Raw genomic sequence first — 16,614 nt, forward strand, 5'->3', positions numbered from 1 at the left:
ATGTAGCTCTGATTTGGTTATTTGTTTTTCCATTAAACAGCCTAACCAAGTTAACCTACGAATTTACGATAAGGAGCCAGTTTTGTTCATGATAACTTATTTTGATAAAATAACCCCTTTTCTAGACTTAAGCGGACACAGAATCCCTTATTTATATAAAAACCACTGAATAATGCCCATTTTTTATCAAATAACGGATCTGTCGTCCGCTTAGCTTATCAAAACAACACTTTTCGAAAAAATAGCGGAACGTATGTCCGCTACCTAATAATTGCAATCAAAATGCAGGAGTACATCATTCATTGTCCTCCTGCAAATTAATGATTATCATGCGCTATTAATCGTTAATTTCAAAGCTTATTGTAGCTGTTCCATTAATTCATTCTTTTCTAGAAAAGATAAAGTATCTATCTTCCACGGGTCAGTATGAGAAACTCGAATAAGCTCTATATTTCCCCGAAACTTTTTTGCACCTACCCCTTTAATAAACCAATCAACTTGAACTGGAATCGAAAGGTTTAATTCTTGACTTACGTCTTCAATCGGCAGCACTGTCATATGACTTATTCGAACTGCCTCAATGACGCGAAAAAGATCAGTCCAATTTGCTGGTTGCATTGATACAACAGAAACTATCGTTCGATCCTTCTCCTTCAATCCTGCAATATAGGCATTAACCACTTCATATGGATCGGGTCCTGCCAAATGACTTTCAAGCCTTCCTGCAGCTTTAAGGATCATTAATTTATGGGAAAGATCCATATGATTGGTTCGATGCGTAGTACTTCCATAAAAATGGATACAAAAATGACCGGGAAAATTATTTTTTAATGCTCCGGCCCCATGCGGCATTCCATGCATCGAGCCTGGAATTTTCACTTTACCATTTTGAACTATGATCGAACGCCGCCTCCAGCTCCATTTACCATTATAAATTTTTTTCATAATTTTTGTGTCATGACTTGTAAGGGGCTGAACATCAGCGTGCCTGCTTCCTGCTCGTCTTTGAACACGAAATTTCATTCTGGTTTCCGTATCAATTACAGTAAATTTGCTATATTTAGGGAGGATTATATTTACCTTTTCCCAAGATGGCATATCCATCGGTTTTGCTGCTTTCCCAGTCTTAGAAAAAAGGCTAAAATCTGTAGAAAGCAAAAAAAGGGTAACCCAAATCGCAATCCATTTTGTAGTCATGTTTCTCCACTCGGTTTCAGTAATTTTCTTATCAATCGATATTTAAGTTTTTCCTTTCAGAGTGGAAATCATTCAGAAAAGACAGAAAGAAAAAACCTCTTCGAAAAGAGGTTTTTCACATGGTTTATGAAATATAGATTTAAATGCTGTGTATAATTATTACCACATAAGACACGTCCAGCTCCAGCGCCCAGCGCCTAGTGGACTTCGCCCACCTCCCTACGATAAGTCAACATCGAATCGCTTCCGCTCTTCGTGTTTCCTTTATCTCAGTCGATGAGCTCCAGTCCATACGTCGCTACCCGGGCGCTTCCGCTTTTGTTCTTACATTTTAGTTTTTAATACTTCTATTGCTTTTAAGATTTGCGTATCATTTTTTTCAATATGATCTCTTAAGCGCTCCATTAGCATCATCGTTGTTTTCCCGGAAAGAATTCCATTCGCTTCGATTTTTTCTGCGTTTTGGAAAGCAATGATTGCCTTTTCCGTGTTTTGATCGAAGAAACCATCTTCTCGGCCTGGATCATAACCAAGTGCTTTTAACATCTGTTGGGCCGATTTAACTTCGTTTGATGAAGATGAAACTTTATATTCTTTATCAGGATTGATCATCTGTAATGAAGCGTAGTCTGGTAATGCGACCTCATAGTCTGGTTTAACACCTTTTTTGTGAATCCAGTTTCCTTTTGGCGTCAACCATTTTTCTGTCGTAAATTTAATATTGGAACCATCCGGGAAGTCCTGCGCTCTTTGAACCGTTCCTTTTCCGAATGACTTTTCACCGACAAGCGGTACTCCTGCAGATTCACTTGCAGCTGCTGCAAAAATCTCTGAGGCACTCGCACTGCCTTTATCTATCACGACAACAAGAGGAATGGATGAATTTCCTTTATTATTTGATTTGTATTCTTTAATTGTCCCATCACGGTCTTCTACTTTGAAAATAACCTTTCCATTCGGGACAAAAAGACTTGAAATATTAATCGCCTGATCCAATAAACCACCTGGATTTTGTCTTAAATCAAGGATCAGACCTTTCATTCCTTGGCCTTCCAAATCATTTAACACATCCACAAGTTCTTGTGTAGTGTTTTGCGAGAAAGAAGTAATTTGAATTTGTGCAATGCCTTCCTCAAGCATTTTTCCGTGCACTGTTTCAATTGGAATCGTATCGCGGACAATGGACACGGTCATTGGTTCTTCCATTCCTGCACGCATAATGGCTAACTCAACCGTTGTTCCTTTCTTACCGCGAATAAGTGTAACTGCTTCGGTTGAACTCATTCCTTGTAAGCTTTTTCCGTCAACAGTAATGACTTTATCATTTGGCTTTAATCCTGCCCTTTCAGCAGGTGAACCCTTTAATGGTGTCACAATGACAATATGGCCTTCTTGCTCTTGAATTTCCGCCCCGATTCCTTCAAACGAGGAGGAAATACTTTGGTGGAAGCTATTTGCTTCTTCTTCGTTCATATAGTCAGAGTACGGATCATCTAAGGAAGCAATCATTCCATCAATGGCTCCGTTAATTAACTTTGTATCTTTAATATCTTGAAAATAATCTTGTTTGATCGTATCAAAGACAGAATAAAGTTTATCAAATTCCTGTCTTTCAGTTCCAACGGTAACAACTTTTTCCTCACCAAAAGCCAAAGCAAAAGTTGTGATTCCTGCTGTTAAAAACACAAGGAGTAATAACAACATCGCAAAATGGAATTTTTTCATTCGAATAAAACCAGCAGTATCATTTTTTTGTTGTTCTTGAAGTTCTGGTTGTGCTGGTTGTTCTGGATGTTCTTGTTCTAAATTTTCTTGTTCCAAACCTTTCACCACTTTCATTATCCCGTTGAAGAACTGGATAGAGATTTTCCTGATGTTTAGAATAACATTTTTTTCAACATTTTAACAAAGAAATTCTATTAATTCCCACACCTTGATATTGTAATTGTCGTTTTTTTTTCACCATTATAATGAAAATTTGTTAGATTTTTTTTACAACTTCAAAATACTCTTCCAAAGTCATGTTTTTTTTAAATATTAGCTTGGCCGCTTTTTCTCCAACATAACGGAAATGCCAAGGCTCATATTGGTAACCTGTAATAGCTTCCTTCCCTTTTGGATACCTGAGAATAAACCCAAAGCGATGGGCATTGGCAGCTAACCATTTCCCCTCTTCCGTAGACTCAAATTGTTCGGAAAGATTAAGGTTTGCACTTTCACTTGAGATGTCCATTGCAAGACCCGTTTGGTGTTCGCTATTCCCAGGAACTGCCACTGCTTGGACTGCCAAATCCCTGCCAACACGACTTACTTCTGCATCAAATAATGCAACTTGACGTTCAAAGGAACGATACCCGGAAACTGCCTGCAAGGTTAAGCCTGAACTCTGTGCATCAAGAAACATTTTCTCAAGTGCCTGTGCAGCTTCCTTGCGCATATAGCTCTTTTCAATATCTTGATTTCCAAAGGAAAACATTACATTTGGTCTTACCAAATCGTTAGGAAGGTACCCGTCTGGTAAGGCATATTGCTTGTTAACTAATGCTAAGACATTCAATGGATTTTTAATGATATTTTTTCCGTTGACTTGTTCGATTTGATTAAAATATCCTGCTTCAAGTGACATTTCGTTATTTAATGTCGGATCCTTTTCATTTGACGATGGATTGTCAGTGTTTTTAGGTTGAGATTTCTTTTCCGTTTCCTTTATCTGTTCGGACCCGTTTTGATCGTTGTCATTAATAAAAGGTACCTTTTTAACGTACGAATTAAACTGACTGCACCCGGATAAAAGGATTAAGCTTAATCCAAGCTGTAAATACAATCTTTTCATTATGTCCACCTATCCTTATTTGTTACAATACATCATATTTTACCACGAAACGAGTTAATGTAACGAAAAAACCACAAAATACTACAAAACACAAAGGGTTTTCCTTAGAAAAAAGGCACCTGAAAAATTCAGGTGCCTTGAATATACTACTATTTTTCATTTATCGCTGCTTCAAGCGCCACTTCGATCATTTCGTTAAAAGTTGTTTGTCTTTCTTCTGCAGAGGTTTCTTCCCCTGTAAGAATATGGTCACTTACAGTTAATACAGATAAAGCCTTGCGGCCAAATTTTGCGGCTAAAGTATAAAGGGCTGCGGATTCCATTTCGATCGCTAAAATTTGGTACTTGGCCCATTTTTCATGCTCGGCATTATCATTGTAGAAAAGGTCTGCTGTAAACACGTTTCCAACCTTCAAATTCAGTCCCTTTTCAACACCTGCATCATAGGCTTTTTTTAGCAGGTCAAAGTCTGCTGTTGGAGCATAATCGACTCCTCCAAAAGTAATTCGGTTCATTTGTGAATCCGTTGACGCACTCATCGCAAGGATAACATCGCGAACCTTAACATCCTTTTGGATCGCTCCACATGTACCAACGCGAATTAACTTTTGAACATTATAGCTCTGCATTAATTCTGTTATATATATGGAGATTGAAGGGACTCCCATCCCAGTCCCCTGGACCGATACTGGTTTCCCCTTATATGTACCTGTATATCCAAACATATTACGGACTTCATTATAACATTTGGCATTTTCTAAAAAAGTTTCAGCAATATATTTTGCTCGAAGTGGGTCACCTGGTAATAAAACCGTTTCGGCAATTTCGTTTTCTTTTGCAGCAATATGGATACTCAAAATTTTTTCCTCCATTCTTCAAAAGACTAATGTTTTCGTTAACATTCAAACTATACCATATTAAGTCTGTGCTGAAAAACTCTCAGAATGATTCATGATTAAAATGAAATTGGAGAAGCTAAGACTAGCTTTCCATAAGTGGCATTTATCATGCAGAATGTTGGATATAAATGGATAGAGATATTTAAATAATAGGTTATAGGAGGAATAAAAAGTGGGCAAAAAACATCGTAATCGAATTAATTCTCCAAAGAAAAATAATCATATTCCACCGGAAGCAATCATTGCTGAACAAGAAGCACACGCAAAAGAGTACAGTGCCGGAAACAGAAAAAATAAACAATAGGCACCTGATTAATTGCCTTAGTAACATAGCAAAAAAGAAGAAGAGGAAAGCCCTTTTGCTTTCCTCTTCTTATCTTAAACGTATCCGATTAATTTTCATCCAGCCGCCTGGCTGTAATTGATAAAAGGCTTGCGCGCCCTTCCCTTCATCAATTGAAATAATATCGCCTGTTCCAACGTATCTTCCGCTGTAATCATTTGGGATTAGGTCATTCACATTAAATGTTTTAAATATACTGTCTAGGCATTCCTTATGATTATTCTCTTCAACTAAAATTCGATAAACTTCTTCGTAACCTTTTTTCTGTCTGAATACTGGAGTTTGATAAAGGGTTACATCAAATTTTTTCTTACGCTTCCCTACTAATTCCATTATCATGTTCGACTCCCCCTAATTGTAGTTTTTTCCAATAACCGACATTCACTTAAATTATTTCAAAATTCTAATAAATTTATTTTACTACTAATTAAACATCAGGTTTGTCGAATCCTTCATCAGATTTCCTGTTTTTTTGTCGCTTACATAGAACTTTTGTTTTTTTACAAAAAAAAGGAGTGGAAAAACTCCACTCCTGACACATTTTTATGAATATCTTTGTATTGTTTCCGCTAATTTTTCGCGGAGTAAAGGTAAATCAGCTGTCGTTACGGTAAAATGAATGTGACTTTCATCCATTTCCAGCGCTTCTGCTAAAAATCCTCCTAGCCCACGCGCCTTGCGATCCACTTGAAGATAAACATCCGTTTCTGAGCTCGAACGTGGAAAGAACACGACCTCCAGCTCATCTAACTTCCCTCTAAATGGCGATGTAATCGGAACAAATTCAAATTCTTGAACAAACGGAAGTCTTTTCCGCAGGCGATACGGAGCTTCCTCACACTCGGCCTCACGAAGACGGAACCCTAAATCATTCACAGCATTAATGACCCCTTCCATTAATGGAGTAGGGATGACTTTTATATAGTCTTTATCTGTTGGGTCTACAGCATTCTTAATGTCTAACCCAGTCGCTACCCAAATTTTCGTTCTTCCCAGTGAAATGGGTGTATCAATTGGAATAGTAAAAGAGAATGGAATTTGTTTTGTCTCTTGAGGTTTAATTACTAATGGCTCATTTAACCGAACCTGATCAATCGTCGCATTGACGGAGTATTTCTTTTCATCCGATTCCTTTAAATAACTAGTATTTAAAGTCAAGTAAATCTCATCAATTTGTTGCTCAATATTCCCGCCACGGATTTCAACAATCCCTTTAATCTCTTCGCCTGGCACCAATGTGTCACTTGCCAATTTTGTATCCACAGTTGCTGAGCCAATTCCAATACTTGCAAAAACCTTATTAAAAAAAGACATTCTACCTCATCCTTCCTCACTGGAAATTATTTTTTGAATATCTAGTTTCAGTTCATCACATACTTCATATGGAGGGTCGATTTGCAGCAGTTTCCGAAGGACCCGTTTTCCTTGCCCTGATATCGATAATTCTTCTTCCCAACTTCTTTCTTTCCCATCTTCAGATGGAGAAAAATTGGAGTATAGTAAAAATAATAAAAAATGCCCAAGACCATAAAAATCACTTTTTACGTCAATTTGTTTTCGGGGATGGCTGATTTTTGTGTATTTTATCGATTCTTTCTCCGAGACTCGTCTTGCTAAGCCTAAATCGATTACTTTTATTGTCTTGCCGTCCCACATAATATTTGGAATTCGTATATCACGATGAACAATATTGGCTTGTTGCAAGCTGTCGATAATCTCAAGCAGCTCGTACCCCAATGTAAAGGCTTCACGCTCTCCGAATTGTTTGTCATCGTTAAAGATAAGCTGTTCAAAGGTTTTTCCATCAATATATTCCATCGTAAAAAAGGGGATTTTACCAACATACCCACTTTCCAAGTATGCCGGGAAGCTGGGATGATGAATTTCCTTTAACATGTTGATTTCCTTCTGAAACCCGATTCGGCCGCTATTTGTAATTCGTTTATGCCATCTTAGTGCCTTTAGAACAACCTGACTTTGGGTATTGGAGTCGAGGACTAAATAGCTGTGCCCATAACTTCCACTACCCAGGTGCCGAATAATCTCATAACGATTTACTATCTTTTCACCACTATGTAATGGTTTTTCTACTATATTCGAGATCATGAGCACGATTGGTTTCAGCATGTTACTCCGTCCATTTCAACAAGCGGTATTTTAGCTGCTAAAAAAACTACTAAACACGGAATGGCTCCGATGTTTTTTCTTATAGTGACGATGTCCGTAATGAGAATGACTGCTATGCTTATACCCCTTTTTCCATGCATCACTTGAATAATGATGTTTCTTACCAACAGCTTCTTTAAAAATGGCTTTCAAAAGCTTCTTAAGCATTTTTAAAACCTCCTTATTTTCTTTCCTTAATTATACGATATCGAAATCAAAAGGTTTCGTCCATTCAATGCTTATTTATTTTTTTCATAAACTCCCACAAAAAATGACGAGTCTCAACCCGTCATCTTTATATCTATATTAATCTTCAGAAACTTCCTCATCGATAATACACTTTTCTACTAAGTACTCGAAGGTTATATCCGCTAGCTCCTCCAGCTCATCCTCTGCGGGAACGTATCCCCGTTTTAACAACTCCTGAAAGAAAAATTCTGCAATTTCTTCCGTATCAATGAATACTTCAATTTCTCTCACAGTATCGCCCCCTTTATAGGAATGTATGAGCGACTTTCTTTTTTCATACCCTGTAAAATAAATAAAGTCCAAATAAATTTAGGAGTGATTAATTTCGTCTCCATTAACCACTGATGTTAATTTTTTCAAAACAACCTGCATGACCTTCCGATATTCATCGTCGTGGAACAAATCATATAACAAACGATAATCATTATATACATCCAATAGGAAATCAATATATTCTTTCTTATCCATTGTGTTATTCAACTCTTCCCGCTCTCTTTTTCGAATCGGGTTTTTTGGTTCAGGTAGATTGAGGAGCGCTTGTGGTTTGTTTGCCAAATAAAGCAGACCGAGCTTTTTTATAAACATATCCGCACTTTCGGCATCTGCCACTAATATTAGCTCTTCTTCGCCCGCCTCTAACCATTCCCCATCCTTAATTCTCGCCAATTCATAAATCACATCTTCCCAGGCATTGTCCTTATAGCGCCAAATTTCAGTCCGAAATCCAACCACTTTAAATAATTCTGCTCCATAGCCCTTCACTTGAACTAAGTCTCCGAAAAAGAACCGATACTCAATATCTATTTGTTCCTTTTCCATAATGTCGCCTTTATACTCGGACAGTAATTCCAGCTTCGTTTCAAAGAATAACCCTTCACTGTTATCGATTTCATACACATACATGCCATCTAGCCATTTTACATCTGTAATTTTGCCTACTGTTCCATATATTGTGATCACGACTGTATCACCGATTTTGTACTTTGGTTTTTTCCGTTTATCCATTTCCTCCATCCTCTCAGGTGCTGAGCCGTGAAAAATATTTACATTATTATATGCACCTTAAATTAAAAAGGCACCCTAAAAGAAGTGGAGTGTCGGAATAAAAACAAGCTGGGTTGTAGGTCATTGTGCAGCTTGTAGCCTTTATATAAAAGTAAAGAGGGATAGACTGCTGCCTACCCCTCTTCGGTCATACTATAAATTTCCCATACTTCATCGAAAGTTGACATACTTTGAAGATAATGTCCGTTTAATTCCAAATATATGCTTATTTCATGATAGTCTGATGAGCCTTTTGGAAAACTGTGGTCACTATAGGCATGGTTTGCAAAGTGACTGATCGCATCCTTTGGCTCAGGATGTCTGTATTTCATCAAGAAATGATAAAATGATTTTGCCATCGCTACGCCTTCCTGTCTTTATTCAAGTCTTGTATGTTTTTATAAAATAAATGTATTTTGAGCTTTAAAAACTACTATAAACGAAAACCTTATGCTCCGTCCACTCTTTAGCGGTTTTGTATGTTTTGGGCGCTTGCTGGGGACTTTCGCAACTTGAATGTTACCGCCTTGGTGCTTTTTTGATTGGTTTCGGGCACGGGCACGGGCACGGGCACGCTCATGCTCTGATTGTTCCCGTCTTGGCGCTTTTCGGGCGCTTCCGGGCACATTCACGCTCTAATTGTTCCCGTCTTGACTCTTTTTGGGTGCTTTCGGGCACATTCACGCTCTGAATGTTCCAGTCTTGGCGCTTTTTGGGCGCTTCCAGGCACATTCACGCTCTGATTGTTCCCGTCTTGGCTCTTTTCGGGCGCTTCCGGGCACGTTCACGCCTTGATTGTTCCCGTCTTCGCGCTTTTCGGGCGCTTCCGGGCACATTCACGCTCTGATTGTTCCCGGCTTGACTCTTTTTGGGTGCTTCCGGGCACATTCACGCTCTGATCGTTCCCGTCTTGACTCTTTTTGGGTGCTTCCGGGCACATTCACGCTCTGATTGTTCCCGTCTTGACTCTTTTTGGGTGCTTTCGGGCACATTCACGCTCTGATCGTTCCAGTCTTGGCGCTTTTTGGGCGCTTCCGGGCACATTCACGCTCAGATTGTTCCCGTCTTGGCTCTTTTCGGGCGCTTCCGGGCACGTTCACGCCTTGATTGTTCCCGTCTTGGCTCTTTTTGGGCGCTTTCGGGCAATATCACCACTTGATCGTTACCACTCAATCCTATGTTAAACCATCTCAGTCCCAATCAAACTTGAAATAAACAGATCCCTTACAAGCCAGTAATAATATCCTAAAAACAGAAAAGAGTAGTCACAAACTCGACTACTCTCTTCCTTGCAACATTGAGTTACCCGAAATATAAACCAGCATTCTTTCTTTCTTTCTTTCTTTCTCTCTAATAACAACTAAAGGAAATAAAGAAACGACCCACTAACAAAAATTACTCCACAAATAGCCCAAAGATAAGGCGGACCAGGTTTTTTCATAAATTGTCTTTCTCTAAACCTTCTTAGAATTAGAAAAACGATAAAAGCTAATACTGATGTAGCTGAAAAATACAAAACAGGGGAAATACCAGTCGTTCTTTTAAAACTGAAGTTTCCTATTGCAAGTACAGTAAAGTATGTTTTACCTGCAAGTAGTTGACCTATTTCTGTTTTTGCTTTCATTTATTCGCCTTCCATCACGGTGTATGTAACCAAATACTAAGTTTACCTATGCAGTTAAATCATCCTTGACAATTTCCCCGTCTTTTAAATTCAATACTCTTGATCCATACGCTGCTGCTTCCTTTGAATGCGTGACCTGAATGATGGTTTTACCAAACTCGCTATTAATCGTCTTAAATAATTTCATTATTTCCATTCCTGACTTAGAATCAAGATTACCAATCGGCTCATCAGCAAAAATGATTTCAGGATTGAATAACAAGGCCCTTGCGATCGCTACTTTTTGCTGTTGTCCTCCCGAAAGCTCTCTTGGAGTATGCTTTTGTCTTGAACTCATACCGATAATATCAAGGATTTTCTTCAGTTCTTTTTCATAAACTTTTGGCTTTTTTCCATCCAAAAGGATGGGAAGAAGGATATTATCCTCGACATTTAGATTTGGCACTAAATTATAAAACTGAAAAACAAAGCCCATCTCCGTTCTTCTCATTTTACTTTTCTCTTTTTCTTTCATGTTTGCATAATCTTTCCCATCCAGCAAAACATGACCGCTAGTAGGATTGTCGAGTCCGCCTAATAAATAGAGCAAAGTTGATTTTCCACAGCCCGATGGTCCCATAATCGAAATAAACTCGCCCTTTTCAATTGAAAAATTTAAATCCTTCAAGACCTCTACCGATTCCGTTCCCAACTTAAAAGATTTATATAAATGATCTACCTCAATGGCTGCCACCACTTTAAATCCCCCCTTTTATTCATACTTTAATTCCTGTACGATCTGAAGCTTCTTACTCTTAAACAATGTTGATAAAGAGGTAAGAATCATTAAAGCCAGCACCGCAATAACGATTGTCCCAACTGATTCGTATGGAAATCTCAACTTAAGATCGATCGTTAAGAGTTTGAAGACATCCTCAAGGCATACGTTTATTCCCCATGCAGCCAGCAAGGATATGACAATTCCTATTAACGCTTGGAATACACTTTCTAGCATGATCATGTATCCTCTTCCAGCCCTGCTGAGTCCGGCAGAACTGATCACTGCAATATCCTTTTTCCTTTGGATAAAGCTGATCGAAACATTTCCAATAATTCCAAAGGCCCCGATTACCATCGTAATATAAGAGAAAATCCCCAGAACATTGGTCATTATCTTATTGTTTTCTTTATTGTTTTTTGCCATTTCAGCTTTAGTAATAATACTGACACCTAAGCCTTTCAGTTTCTTTTCGAGCGCTTTTTCCGCTTGTTTTGCCGGAACTTTTGTCGAAATAAAATACTGACTAGAATATTTAACATCAAAATGTTTTAAAGCTGCCTGTGAGGAGATAAGGTTATAGTTGCCGTTATCCATCATTTTCGCATTAAAGATCGATAACACTTTGAAGGTTTCCTTCTTATCATCTGTTGAAAGAGTGATCGTATCTCCTTGTTTTATGTTATATCTTAAAGACATTTGCTTTGAGATAATAATTCCATCCTCATGACTTTTAAGCTCATCTAACTGTTTTACCTTATCCTTGAACACGGTATAATTTTCAAATGTCTTATATTTTTCCGGCTCTATATAAACCAAAGTTAGACTCTTCGTGCTATCTCCATCTAAGTTCGTCATAATCATACCATTTGCATGAATCGTATCTGCATCCTCATATCCATTAATGATTTCATCAATATTCTTTGAAAAATTTGAATTCCCACTGACCATCACATCAAAGTTCATTCCATCATAAGCACCTTGTACGACTTCCGTTATTGAAACACTTAATGAAGTGATCATCACAATGGCAATAACCGAAACGACAATGAGTCTAATATTGTTTATCAACACACGAGATGTCCTAACATTGTTAAAAGAAATCATCGATAATCCGCTGACATTTCTTAGCGCTCGAACCAAAGGATAACATAGGATGTCTACTAATTTAGGAATGACGACAATAATTCCGATAAAACCCAAGAGTATTGCCGGCAAAGAAGTTACATAATTAAATCTTCCTCCTATAAAATGAAGTATGATCGTTATGACAATGAACACAATTCCTACTATGAAACTTCTTATCGATATCTTGTTGGTGGTGCTTATAGTATTTAAGATTACATCCTTAACAGGAAGCTTTCTTATTGATAATATTGGTACTAACGTTGATGCTGCGGATAAAACAACAGCAAATATAAAACCTATTACAAAATAAGGAATATAAAATTCTGTTGTAGCTTCCACACCATACTCTTTTAATGGGTTAGCAAAAAAGGATATCAAAACGGTAAGACCTGCTCCGATTAAATCACCGATGATTCCGCCTATTACCCCATAAGCCAAGCTTTCTCTCAATAAGATTTTGATGATTCCACCTTTAGTAGCTCCTTGACTTAAAAATACTCCGATTACCGACAATCTTTCAATGATAATCAGCTTAAAGGAACTATATATGATAAAAGTTGTCATGATCAGAACGATACCGAGCATGAAAAATAAGGGCATCCGAATCATATTTAATTGTTGTTCTAAAGATTTTTCATCATAGGTTTGTGATGCAACGATGTTATTTCCCTTATTTTTTTCATTAAAATTTTTTATCCAGGCACCGAGGTCTTTACTACTCACGGAAGCTAACATCACACTATATTTATTTTTGACACCATATATCGAAAAAATATTTTCCTGTGGAGTCACAAAATTGAATTGCTTCTCTTTTTCACCAAAAAATAAGCCTTTATTGGTTGAAATTCCAACTATTTTATAGCTAGCTTCCTTGCCTAAAATCGTTAATTTTAATTCGTCCCCAAGTTTAACATTTAGCTTTTTACTAGCATTTTGGGAAATAATTAACTTCCGACCTGTAAACGGCTCTAAATCACCTTTTTTTATTAAACGCATCGTACCAAAATTATTAAAATCTGAAAGAGTTGTTCCTGCTATTCTAAACTCCTTCTCACTATCACTACTTATGTAGCCTCCAAAATCTATTTCCTTAAAGCTTTTCTTAATATCTGAATCTTTAATGCTGTTTGGATCAAACAGGGGGACATCTACGTTCCTACTTGCAGATATTTGTATGTTAAATTCGCCTAAGTTTCCTTTCACCTGTGCCGACAAAGTACTAAGCAATGCCTTAATCGAACCTAATGAGGCAACTAATAGTGCAGCACTAATGGCGATAGAAATCAAAAGAAGCAGTGTTCTTCCTTTTTTCTCCGTCATTGATTTTAACAAATACTTACTAAAAACATTCATCCTATACTCCTTCTTTCTTTTATTGTAAAGCCACATATTTTTACATTTCTGTAATGTTATTTGTTCCTTTACAAACTTACGGAGTCACTGTCAAATAAACGTTTCTTCATTCCCTTTTCTTTATCTCCAAAACAATTCACCTAGAAGAGAAGACTAAAATAGCCAATCGTGTACATAGTATCATAATATTTCGGCTGTTATTAATTGAATTGTTACAAGTATTTGAATATTTTGCATACTGCATCAGGCAAATTTTTAAAGAAATAAAAAAAGACCAAGCATGAGATTAGTCCATACTTGATCTTCGCAATTCGTGCCCTTTATTTTATTTAATTTCTAACTTTTGCAGTTTTTTAATTGCCAGCTCTCTTTTCAAATTGTAAGATTGCCAGCTGACACTTTCATTAGAAAGGTTGTTTTTTCTTTCCTGCAGTAATTCTTTTACTCCTGGAATCTCGCTGTTTTTCTCATATAGCTCCATTAATCCGAGAACTCCAGAATAGGATAAGCTGTTTAAATAGACTGGATCAATTTTACCCGTTTGCTCATATCGTTCGATATTTTTAGTGACGACGATTTTTTCAACATCAATCAAATTCATACCCGTATAATAGAGTAACGAACTAATGAAATAGAAATGAAAAAGAGAAAGCTTTTCAATCCAAATTTTAAACAACGTATACAAGTAGATAACTGCGAGAAAAAGCATAAAGGAGAAGGCCATGAAACGAATAAAAGTAAACCCGTAGGCTTCTTCATACATGCTTAAGCGCATGAAGGCCGAGCTTAACATAACCCCACTTGACAGGACGAGGGCAGTAAGCAGGATTTGGGTCAATCGTTTCATCAAGCTTGCTGAAGTATCAACAAAGTTTAGGACTAATACCGTGATTGACAGGTTAATCATCGTGACAAATAGCAACTCGAAAAATCCTTTTCTTGCATACTCAGCATAGGTAAAGTCACCATGTAAGGTACCGCTAAAGAAGTATTTAAATTGAACGAATGTAAAAAGCAGATATAGGGCATTGATTAAAACGAGTACGGTAATACTGATAATCGCATCTATTTTGAATGATTGGCTATATTCTTTTTGAATGATCGCCTTTATTTGTTTATTAAACAAAACCTGCAGTAGGCCAAAGAAAGCAAAGGTAAAAATCAATACGACGATCATCCTCATAATATCTTCCGCATCAACGATCTGGAATAGCTGAGGAATTTCACCCATCATTCTTTCAAACTGTGAATCTGCTGACATGAGCAGAGTTAAGACTACATAAAGAACAGGGATGGAGATCAATAACCCGATTGAAATCTTTTTCCAGATCACATATTTATCCTCATTTACTCCCTGTTTGAAAAGTTTTCCAAGAACTGCCATGAACCCAATATTGTATTTGAATGTTGCAAGCAGCTTTAAGAAAAGATACTGAATAAATACCGGTTTGCTCCATGGCAAGCTTTTTTGACTTGTGACTAGGACAAGGTGAAAAATCACTAAAGCCGGAATGATTAATACATTCAATGCGTAAAATAGTTGATTGATGTGAATAGAATAGCTAATTGCCAGCAACCAAATACAAATAAGGACGAGATACCCAAAACGCTGATGGGAACAAGTAAAGCCACGAAAGCGCCAATAGAATACAGCATAAAAGAGGAAAATAAACACAAGATACGAAATACCGATCATATCTCGAAAAAAAGATTCCTCGGCCGCAATTCCAAGTACGAAACAAAGTAATAAAAATACCCAATCTAGTTTGTTCAGTTTGATTTCCATTTGTTTCACACTCCATAATAGATATTCTATATATATAGATTTGCTAGGTATATAGGTGAAAAAAGGGGCTATATTGAAGCTTTCTTCCCCCACCGATAGCCTACCCATGTGACTGGATATAAGATGATCGTAAATAAGATACAAGCAATAATAAAAGTTCTCGTCAATAAAGGGGCAAACCATGAGTGCGGGACAATTTCTAAAACGGTTAGAACCATGAGAGTCAGGTTCGGGATTAATGCTGCAAAAAATGTTTTATTCAGCAGCTTTCTCCCGCCATGACCAAATCCTTTGCCAATTTCATAGCCTAATAACGTCCAGAAGAACATATATACAATCGCTATAATAATAGGGATCTTGGTCAAATGATTCCAAATGGTAGACATCCATTTCCATTCGTAAAGATTATGTACTAAAGTTAACAAGCTGCCTCCTCCGAAGAAGAGGATATTGATAATGATAAAAAGCCATTTCATTTTACTGGGAGTAACAGAGAGTTCATCGTCCCATAATTGGGCGATCTCCTCTGGTGTACCGAGCCGAGTAGTAATTCTCTCCATTAGCTCCGCTTCATTATTGCAATCAATGGCTTCCATGATGATCTCATCAATATGTGTTTCATATTCTAACAAAATTTGATTTTTATCATGATGATTTTTGAGTCCTTTTGCCAGTTCAGCTAAAAATCTATTCTTCGGCAGTTCCATGCTTCGGTCTCCCAATCACTTTGTTCATCACTTTCACAAAATCCTGCCACTCTTTGGTTTTTTCATTTAGCACTTCTTTTCCAGCATTGGTAATTCGATAATATTTACGAGCAGGGCCTTTTTCCTGTTCCTGCCAATAGCATTCGATATACTCCTGCTTTTCAAGCTTATGAAGGGCCGGATAAAGAGTACCTTCTTTCACACTTAAACCATTGTCACTACGCTGCTCTAATTCCTTCACCAATTCATAGCCATACATATCCCGTTCATTTAACAATTGGAGGAGAATGAGCGATGTACTCCCTTTTACTAGTTCACGATTAAACATTTCTTCACCTACCTAGAATTATTAGGTACATAGATATTCTATATCTTTTGTATTCCAATGTAAAGTATCTTTAGTACCCTACTTCTGATGATCTAAACAAAAAAGCTGAGAAAAATCACTATTGACTTAGGATCATCTTCCTTTTAAAATTAGATTAACTAAAGTTAATTTATTTACTTAAGTTAAGTAAATTTCAGAGA

The 16,614-nt window shown here is 37.2% G+C and carries 18 protein-coding genes; 1 reads left to right on the plus strand and 17 read right to left on the minus strand.

The features are described from left to right. Positions 1-357 precede the first annotated feature (357 nt). The 4 genes from ACI48O_RS14060 to deoD all read right to left on the minus strand — a co-directional run bounded on the left by ACI48O_RS14060 (position 358) and on the right by deoD (position 4,887). Complete coding sequence (locus tag ACI48O_RS14060) at positions 358-1,197, minus strand: hypothetical protein (RefSeq protein ID WP_435562456.1); 840 nt, start codon at positions 1,195-1,197, stop codon at positions 358-360. Between the two features lie 324 nt (positions 1,198-1,521). Next, positions 1,522-2,922, minus strand: a complete 1,401-nt coding sequence (locus tag ACI48O_RS14065) for a lmo1851 family serine protease (RefSeq protein WP_472850876.1) — start codon at positions 2,920-2,922, stop codon at positions 1,522-1,524. Between the two features lie 256 nt (positions 2,923-3,178). After that, positions 3,179-4,030, minus strand: coding sequence for a M15 family metallopeptidase (locus ACI48O_RS14070; protein WP_435562458.1), 852 nt, complete (start codon positions 4,028-4,030; stop codon positions 3,179-3,181). A gap of 149 nt (positions 4,031-4,179) precedes the next feature. Then, complete coding sequence (gene deoD, locus ACI48O_RS14075) at positions 4,180-4,887, minus strand: purine-nucleoside phosphorylase (RefSeq protein ID WP_435562459.1); 708 nt, start codon at positions 4,885-4,887, stop codon at positions 4,180-4,182. A 214-nt stretch (positions 4,888-5,101) separates the two neighbouring features. Between deoD and ACI48O_RS14080 the strand changes: the two genes are divergently transcribed. Next, positions 5,102-5,233, plus strand: coding sequence for a hypothetical protein (locus ACI48O_RS14080; protein WP_435562460.1), 132 nt, complete (start codon positions 5,102-5,104; stop codon positions 5,231-5,233). Positions 5,234-5,302: 69 nt separating this feature from the next. Here the strand turns inward: ACI48O_RS14080 and ACI48O_RS14085 are convergent, their stop codons facing one another. The 13 genes from ACI48O_RS14085 to ACI48O_RS14145 all read right to left on the minus strand — a co-directional run bounded on the left by ACI48O_RS14085 (position 5,303) and on the right by ACI48O_RS14145 (position 16,414). Beyond that, complete coding sequence (locus ACI48O_RS14085; protein ID WP_435562461.1) at positions 5,303-5,611, minus strand: YodL domain-containing protein; 309 nt, start codon at positions 5,609-5,611, stop codon at positions 5,303-5,305. Positions 5,612-5,815: 204 nt separating this feature from the next. Further along, positions 5,816-6,586 carry a sporulation protein gene (locus ACI48O_RS14090; protein WP_435562462.1) on the minus strand — a complete coding sequence of 257 codons (771 nt, stop codon included), beginning with the start codon at positions 6,584-6,586 and terminating at the stop codon, positions 5,816-5,818. Between the two features lie 6 nt (positions 6,587-6,592). Continuing rightward, complete coding sequence (locus ACI48O_RS14095; RefSeq protein ID WP_435562463.1) at positions 6,593-7,399, minus strand: serine/threonine protein kinase; 807 nt, start codon at positions 7,397-7,399, stop codon at positions 6,593-6,595. A gap of 30 nt (positions 7,400-7,429) precedes the next feature. Next, complete coding sequence (locus ACI48O_RS14100; protein WP_435562464.1) at positions 7,430-7,606, minus strand: hypothetical protein; 177 nt, start codon at positions 7,604-7,606, stop codon at positions 7,430-7,432. 138 nt (positions 7,607-7,744) lie between these two features. Beyond that, positions 7,745-7,918, minus strand: a complete 174-nt coding sequence (locus tag ACI48O_RS14105) for a YozD family protein (RefSeq protein ID WP_435562465.1) — start codon at positions 7,916-7,918, stop codon at positions 7,745-7,747. 78 nt (positions 7,919-7,996) lie between these two features. After that, complete coding sequence (locus ACI48O_RS14110) at positions 7,997-8,692, minus strand: hypothetical protein (RefSeq protein WP_435562466.1); 696 nt, start codon at positions 8,690-8,692, stop codon at positions 7,997-7,999. 173 nt (positions 8,693-8,865) lie between these two features. Further along, positions 8,866-9,090 carry a YozE family protein gene (locus tag ACI48O_RS14115; RefSeq protein ID WP_435562467.1) on the minus strand — a complete coding sequence of 75 codons (225 nt, stop codon included), beginning with the start codon at positions 9,088-9,090 and terminating at the stop codon, positions 8,866-8,868. A gap of 1,001 nt (positions 9,091-10,091) precedes the next feature. Further along, positions 10,092-10,355, minus strand: a complete 264-nt coding sequence (locus tag ACI48O_RS14120) for a hypothetical protein (RefSeq protein WP_435562468.1) — start codon at positions 10,353-10,355, stop codon at positions 10,092-10,094. Positions 10,356-10,401: 46 nt separating this feature from the next. Then, positions 10,402-11,091: an ABC transporter ATP-binding protein gene (locus tag ACI48O_RS14125; protein WP_435562469.1), complete on the minus strand. Its 690-nt coding sequence runs from the start codon at positions 11,089-11,091 to the stop codon at positions 10,402-10,404. 15 nt (positions 11,092-11,106) lie between these two features. After that, positions 11,107-13,593, minus strand: coding sequence for an ABC transporter permease (locus tag ACI48O_RS14130; RefSeq protein ID WP_435562470.1), 2,487 nt, complete (start codon positions 13,591-13,593; stop codon positions 11,107-11,109). Positions 13,594-13,918: 325 nt separating this feature from the next. Further along, positions 13,919-15,379, minus strand: a complete 1,461-nt coding sequence (locus tag ACI48O_RS14135; protein WP_435562471.1) for a DUF4153 domain-containing protein — start codon at positions 15,377-15,379, stop codon at positions 13,919-13,921. Positions 15,380-15,447: 68 nt separating this feature from the next. After that, a complete protein-coding gene (locus ACI48O_RS14140) occupies positions 15,448-16,086 on the minus strand; it encodes an HAAS signaling domain-containing protein (RefSeq protein WP_435562472.1) in 639 nt (212 codons plus the stop codon). Then, complete coding sequence (locus ACI48O_RS14145) at positions 16,067-16,414, minus strand: PadR family transcriptional regulator (protein ID WP_435562473.1); 348 nt, start codon at positions 16,412-16,414, stop codon at positions 16,067-16,069. Before ACI48O_RS14145 ends, ACI48O_RS14140 begins: the two co-directional genes overlap by 20 nt. Positions 16,415-16,614: the final 200 nt, after the last annotated feature.

Origin of the sequence: Neobacillus terrisolis, assembly GCF_051233475.1 — a bacterium.
Taxonomy (GTDB): domain Bacteria; phylum Bacillota; class Bacilli; order Bacillales; family Cytobacillaceae; genus Bacillus_BU.

Bases quoted from the DNA above. Each gene is read 5' to 3' on its own strand.
- ACI48O_RS14145 (WP_435562473.1), bottom strand. From the start codon at position 16,414: ATGTTTAATCGTGAACTAGTAAAAGGGAGTACATCGCTCATTCTCCTC.
- ACI48O_RS14135 (WP_435562471.1), bottom strand. From the start codon at position 15,379: ATGGAAATCAAACTGAACAAACTAGATTGGGTATTTTTATTACTTTGT.
- ACI48O_RS14090 (WP_435562462.1), bottom strand. From the start codon at position 6,586: ATGTCTTTTTTTAATAAGGTTTTTGCAAGTATTGGAATTGGCTCAGCA.
- ACI48O_RS14120 (WP_435562468.1), bottom strand. From the start codon at position 10,355: ATGAAAGCAAAAACAGAAATAGGTCAACTACTTGCAGGTAAAACATAC.
- ACI48O_RS14085 (WP_435562461.1), bottom strand. From the start codon at position 5,611: ATGATAATGGAATTAGTAGGGAAGCGTAAGAAAAAATTTGATGTAACC.
- ACI48O_RS14095 (WP_435562463.1), bottom strand. From the start codon at position 7,399: ATGCTGAAACCAATCGTGCTCATGATCTCGAATATAGTAGAAAAACCA.
- ACI48O_RS14070 (WP_435562458.1), bottom strand. From the start codon at position 4,030: ATGAAAAGATTGTATTTACAGCTTGGATTAAGCTTAATCCTTTTATCC.
- ACI48O_RS14115 (WP_435562467.1), bottom strand. From the start codon at position 9,090: ATGGCAAAATCATTTTATCATTTCTTGATGAAATACAGACATCCTGAG.
- ACI48O_RS14130 (WP_435562470.1), bottom strand. From the start codon at position 13,593: ATGAATGTTTTTAGTAAGTATTTGTTAAAATCAATGACGGAGAAAAAA.
- ACI48O_RS14110 (WP_435562466.1), bottom strand. From the start codon at position 8,692: ATGGATAAACGGAAAAAACCAAAGTACAAAATCGGTGATACAGTCGTG.
- ACI48O_RS14065 (WP_472850876.1), bottom strand. From the start codon at position 2,922: ATGAAAAAATTCCATTTTGCGATGTTGTTATTACTCCTTGTGTTTTTA.
- ACI48O_RS14100 (WP_435562464.1), bottom strand. From the start codon at position 7,606: ATGCTTAAGAAGCTTTTGAAAGCCATTTTTAAAGAAGCTGTTGGTAAG.
- ACI48O_RS14060 (WP_435562456.1), bottom strand. From the start codon at position 1,197: ATGACTACAAAATGGATTGCGATTTGGGTTACCCTTTTTTTGCTTTCT.
- ACI48O_RS14140 (WP_435562472.1), bottom strand. From the start codon at position 16,086: ATGGAACTGCCGAAGAATAGATTTTTAGCTGAACTGGCAAAAGGACTC.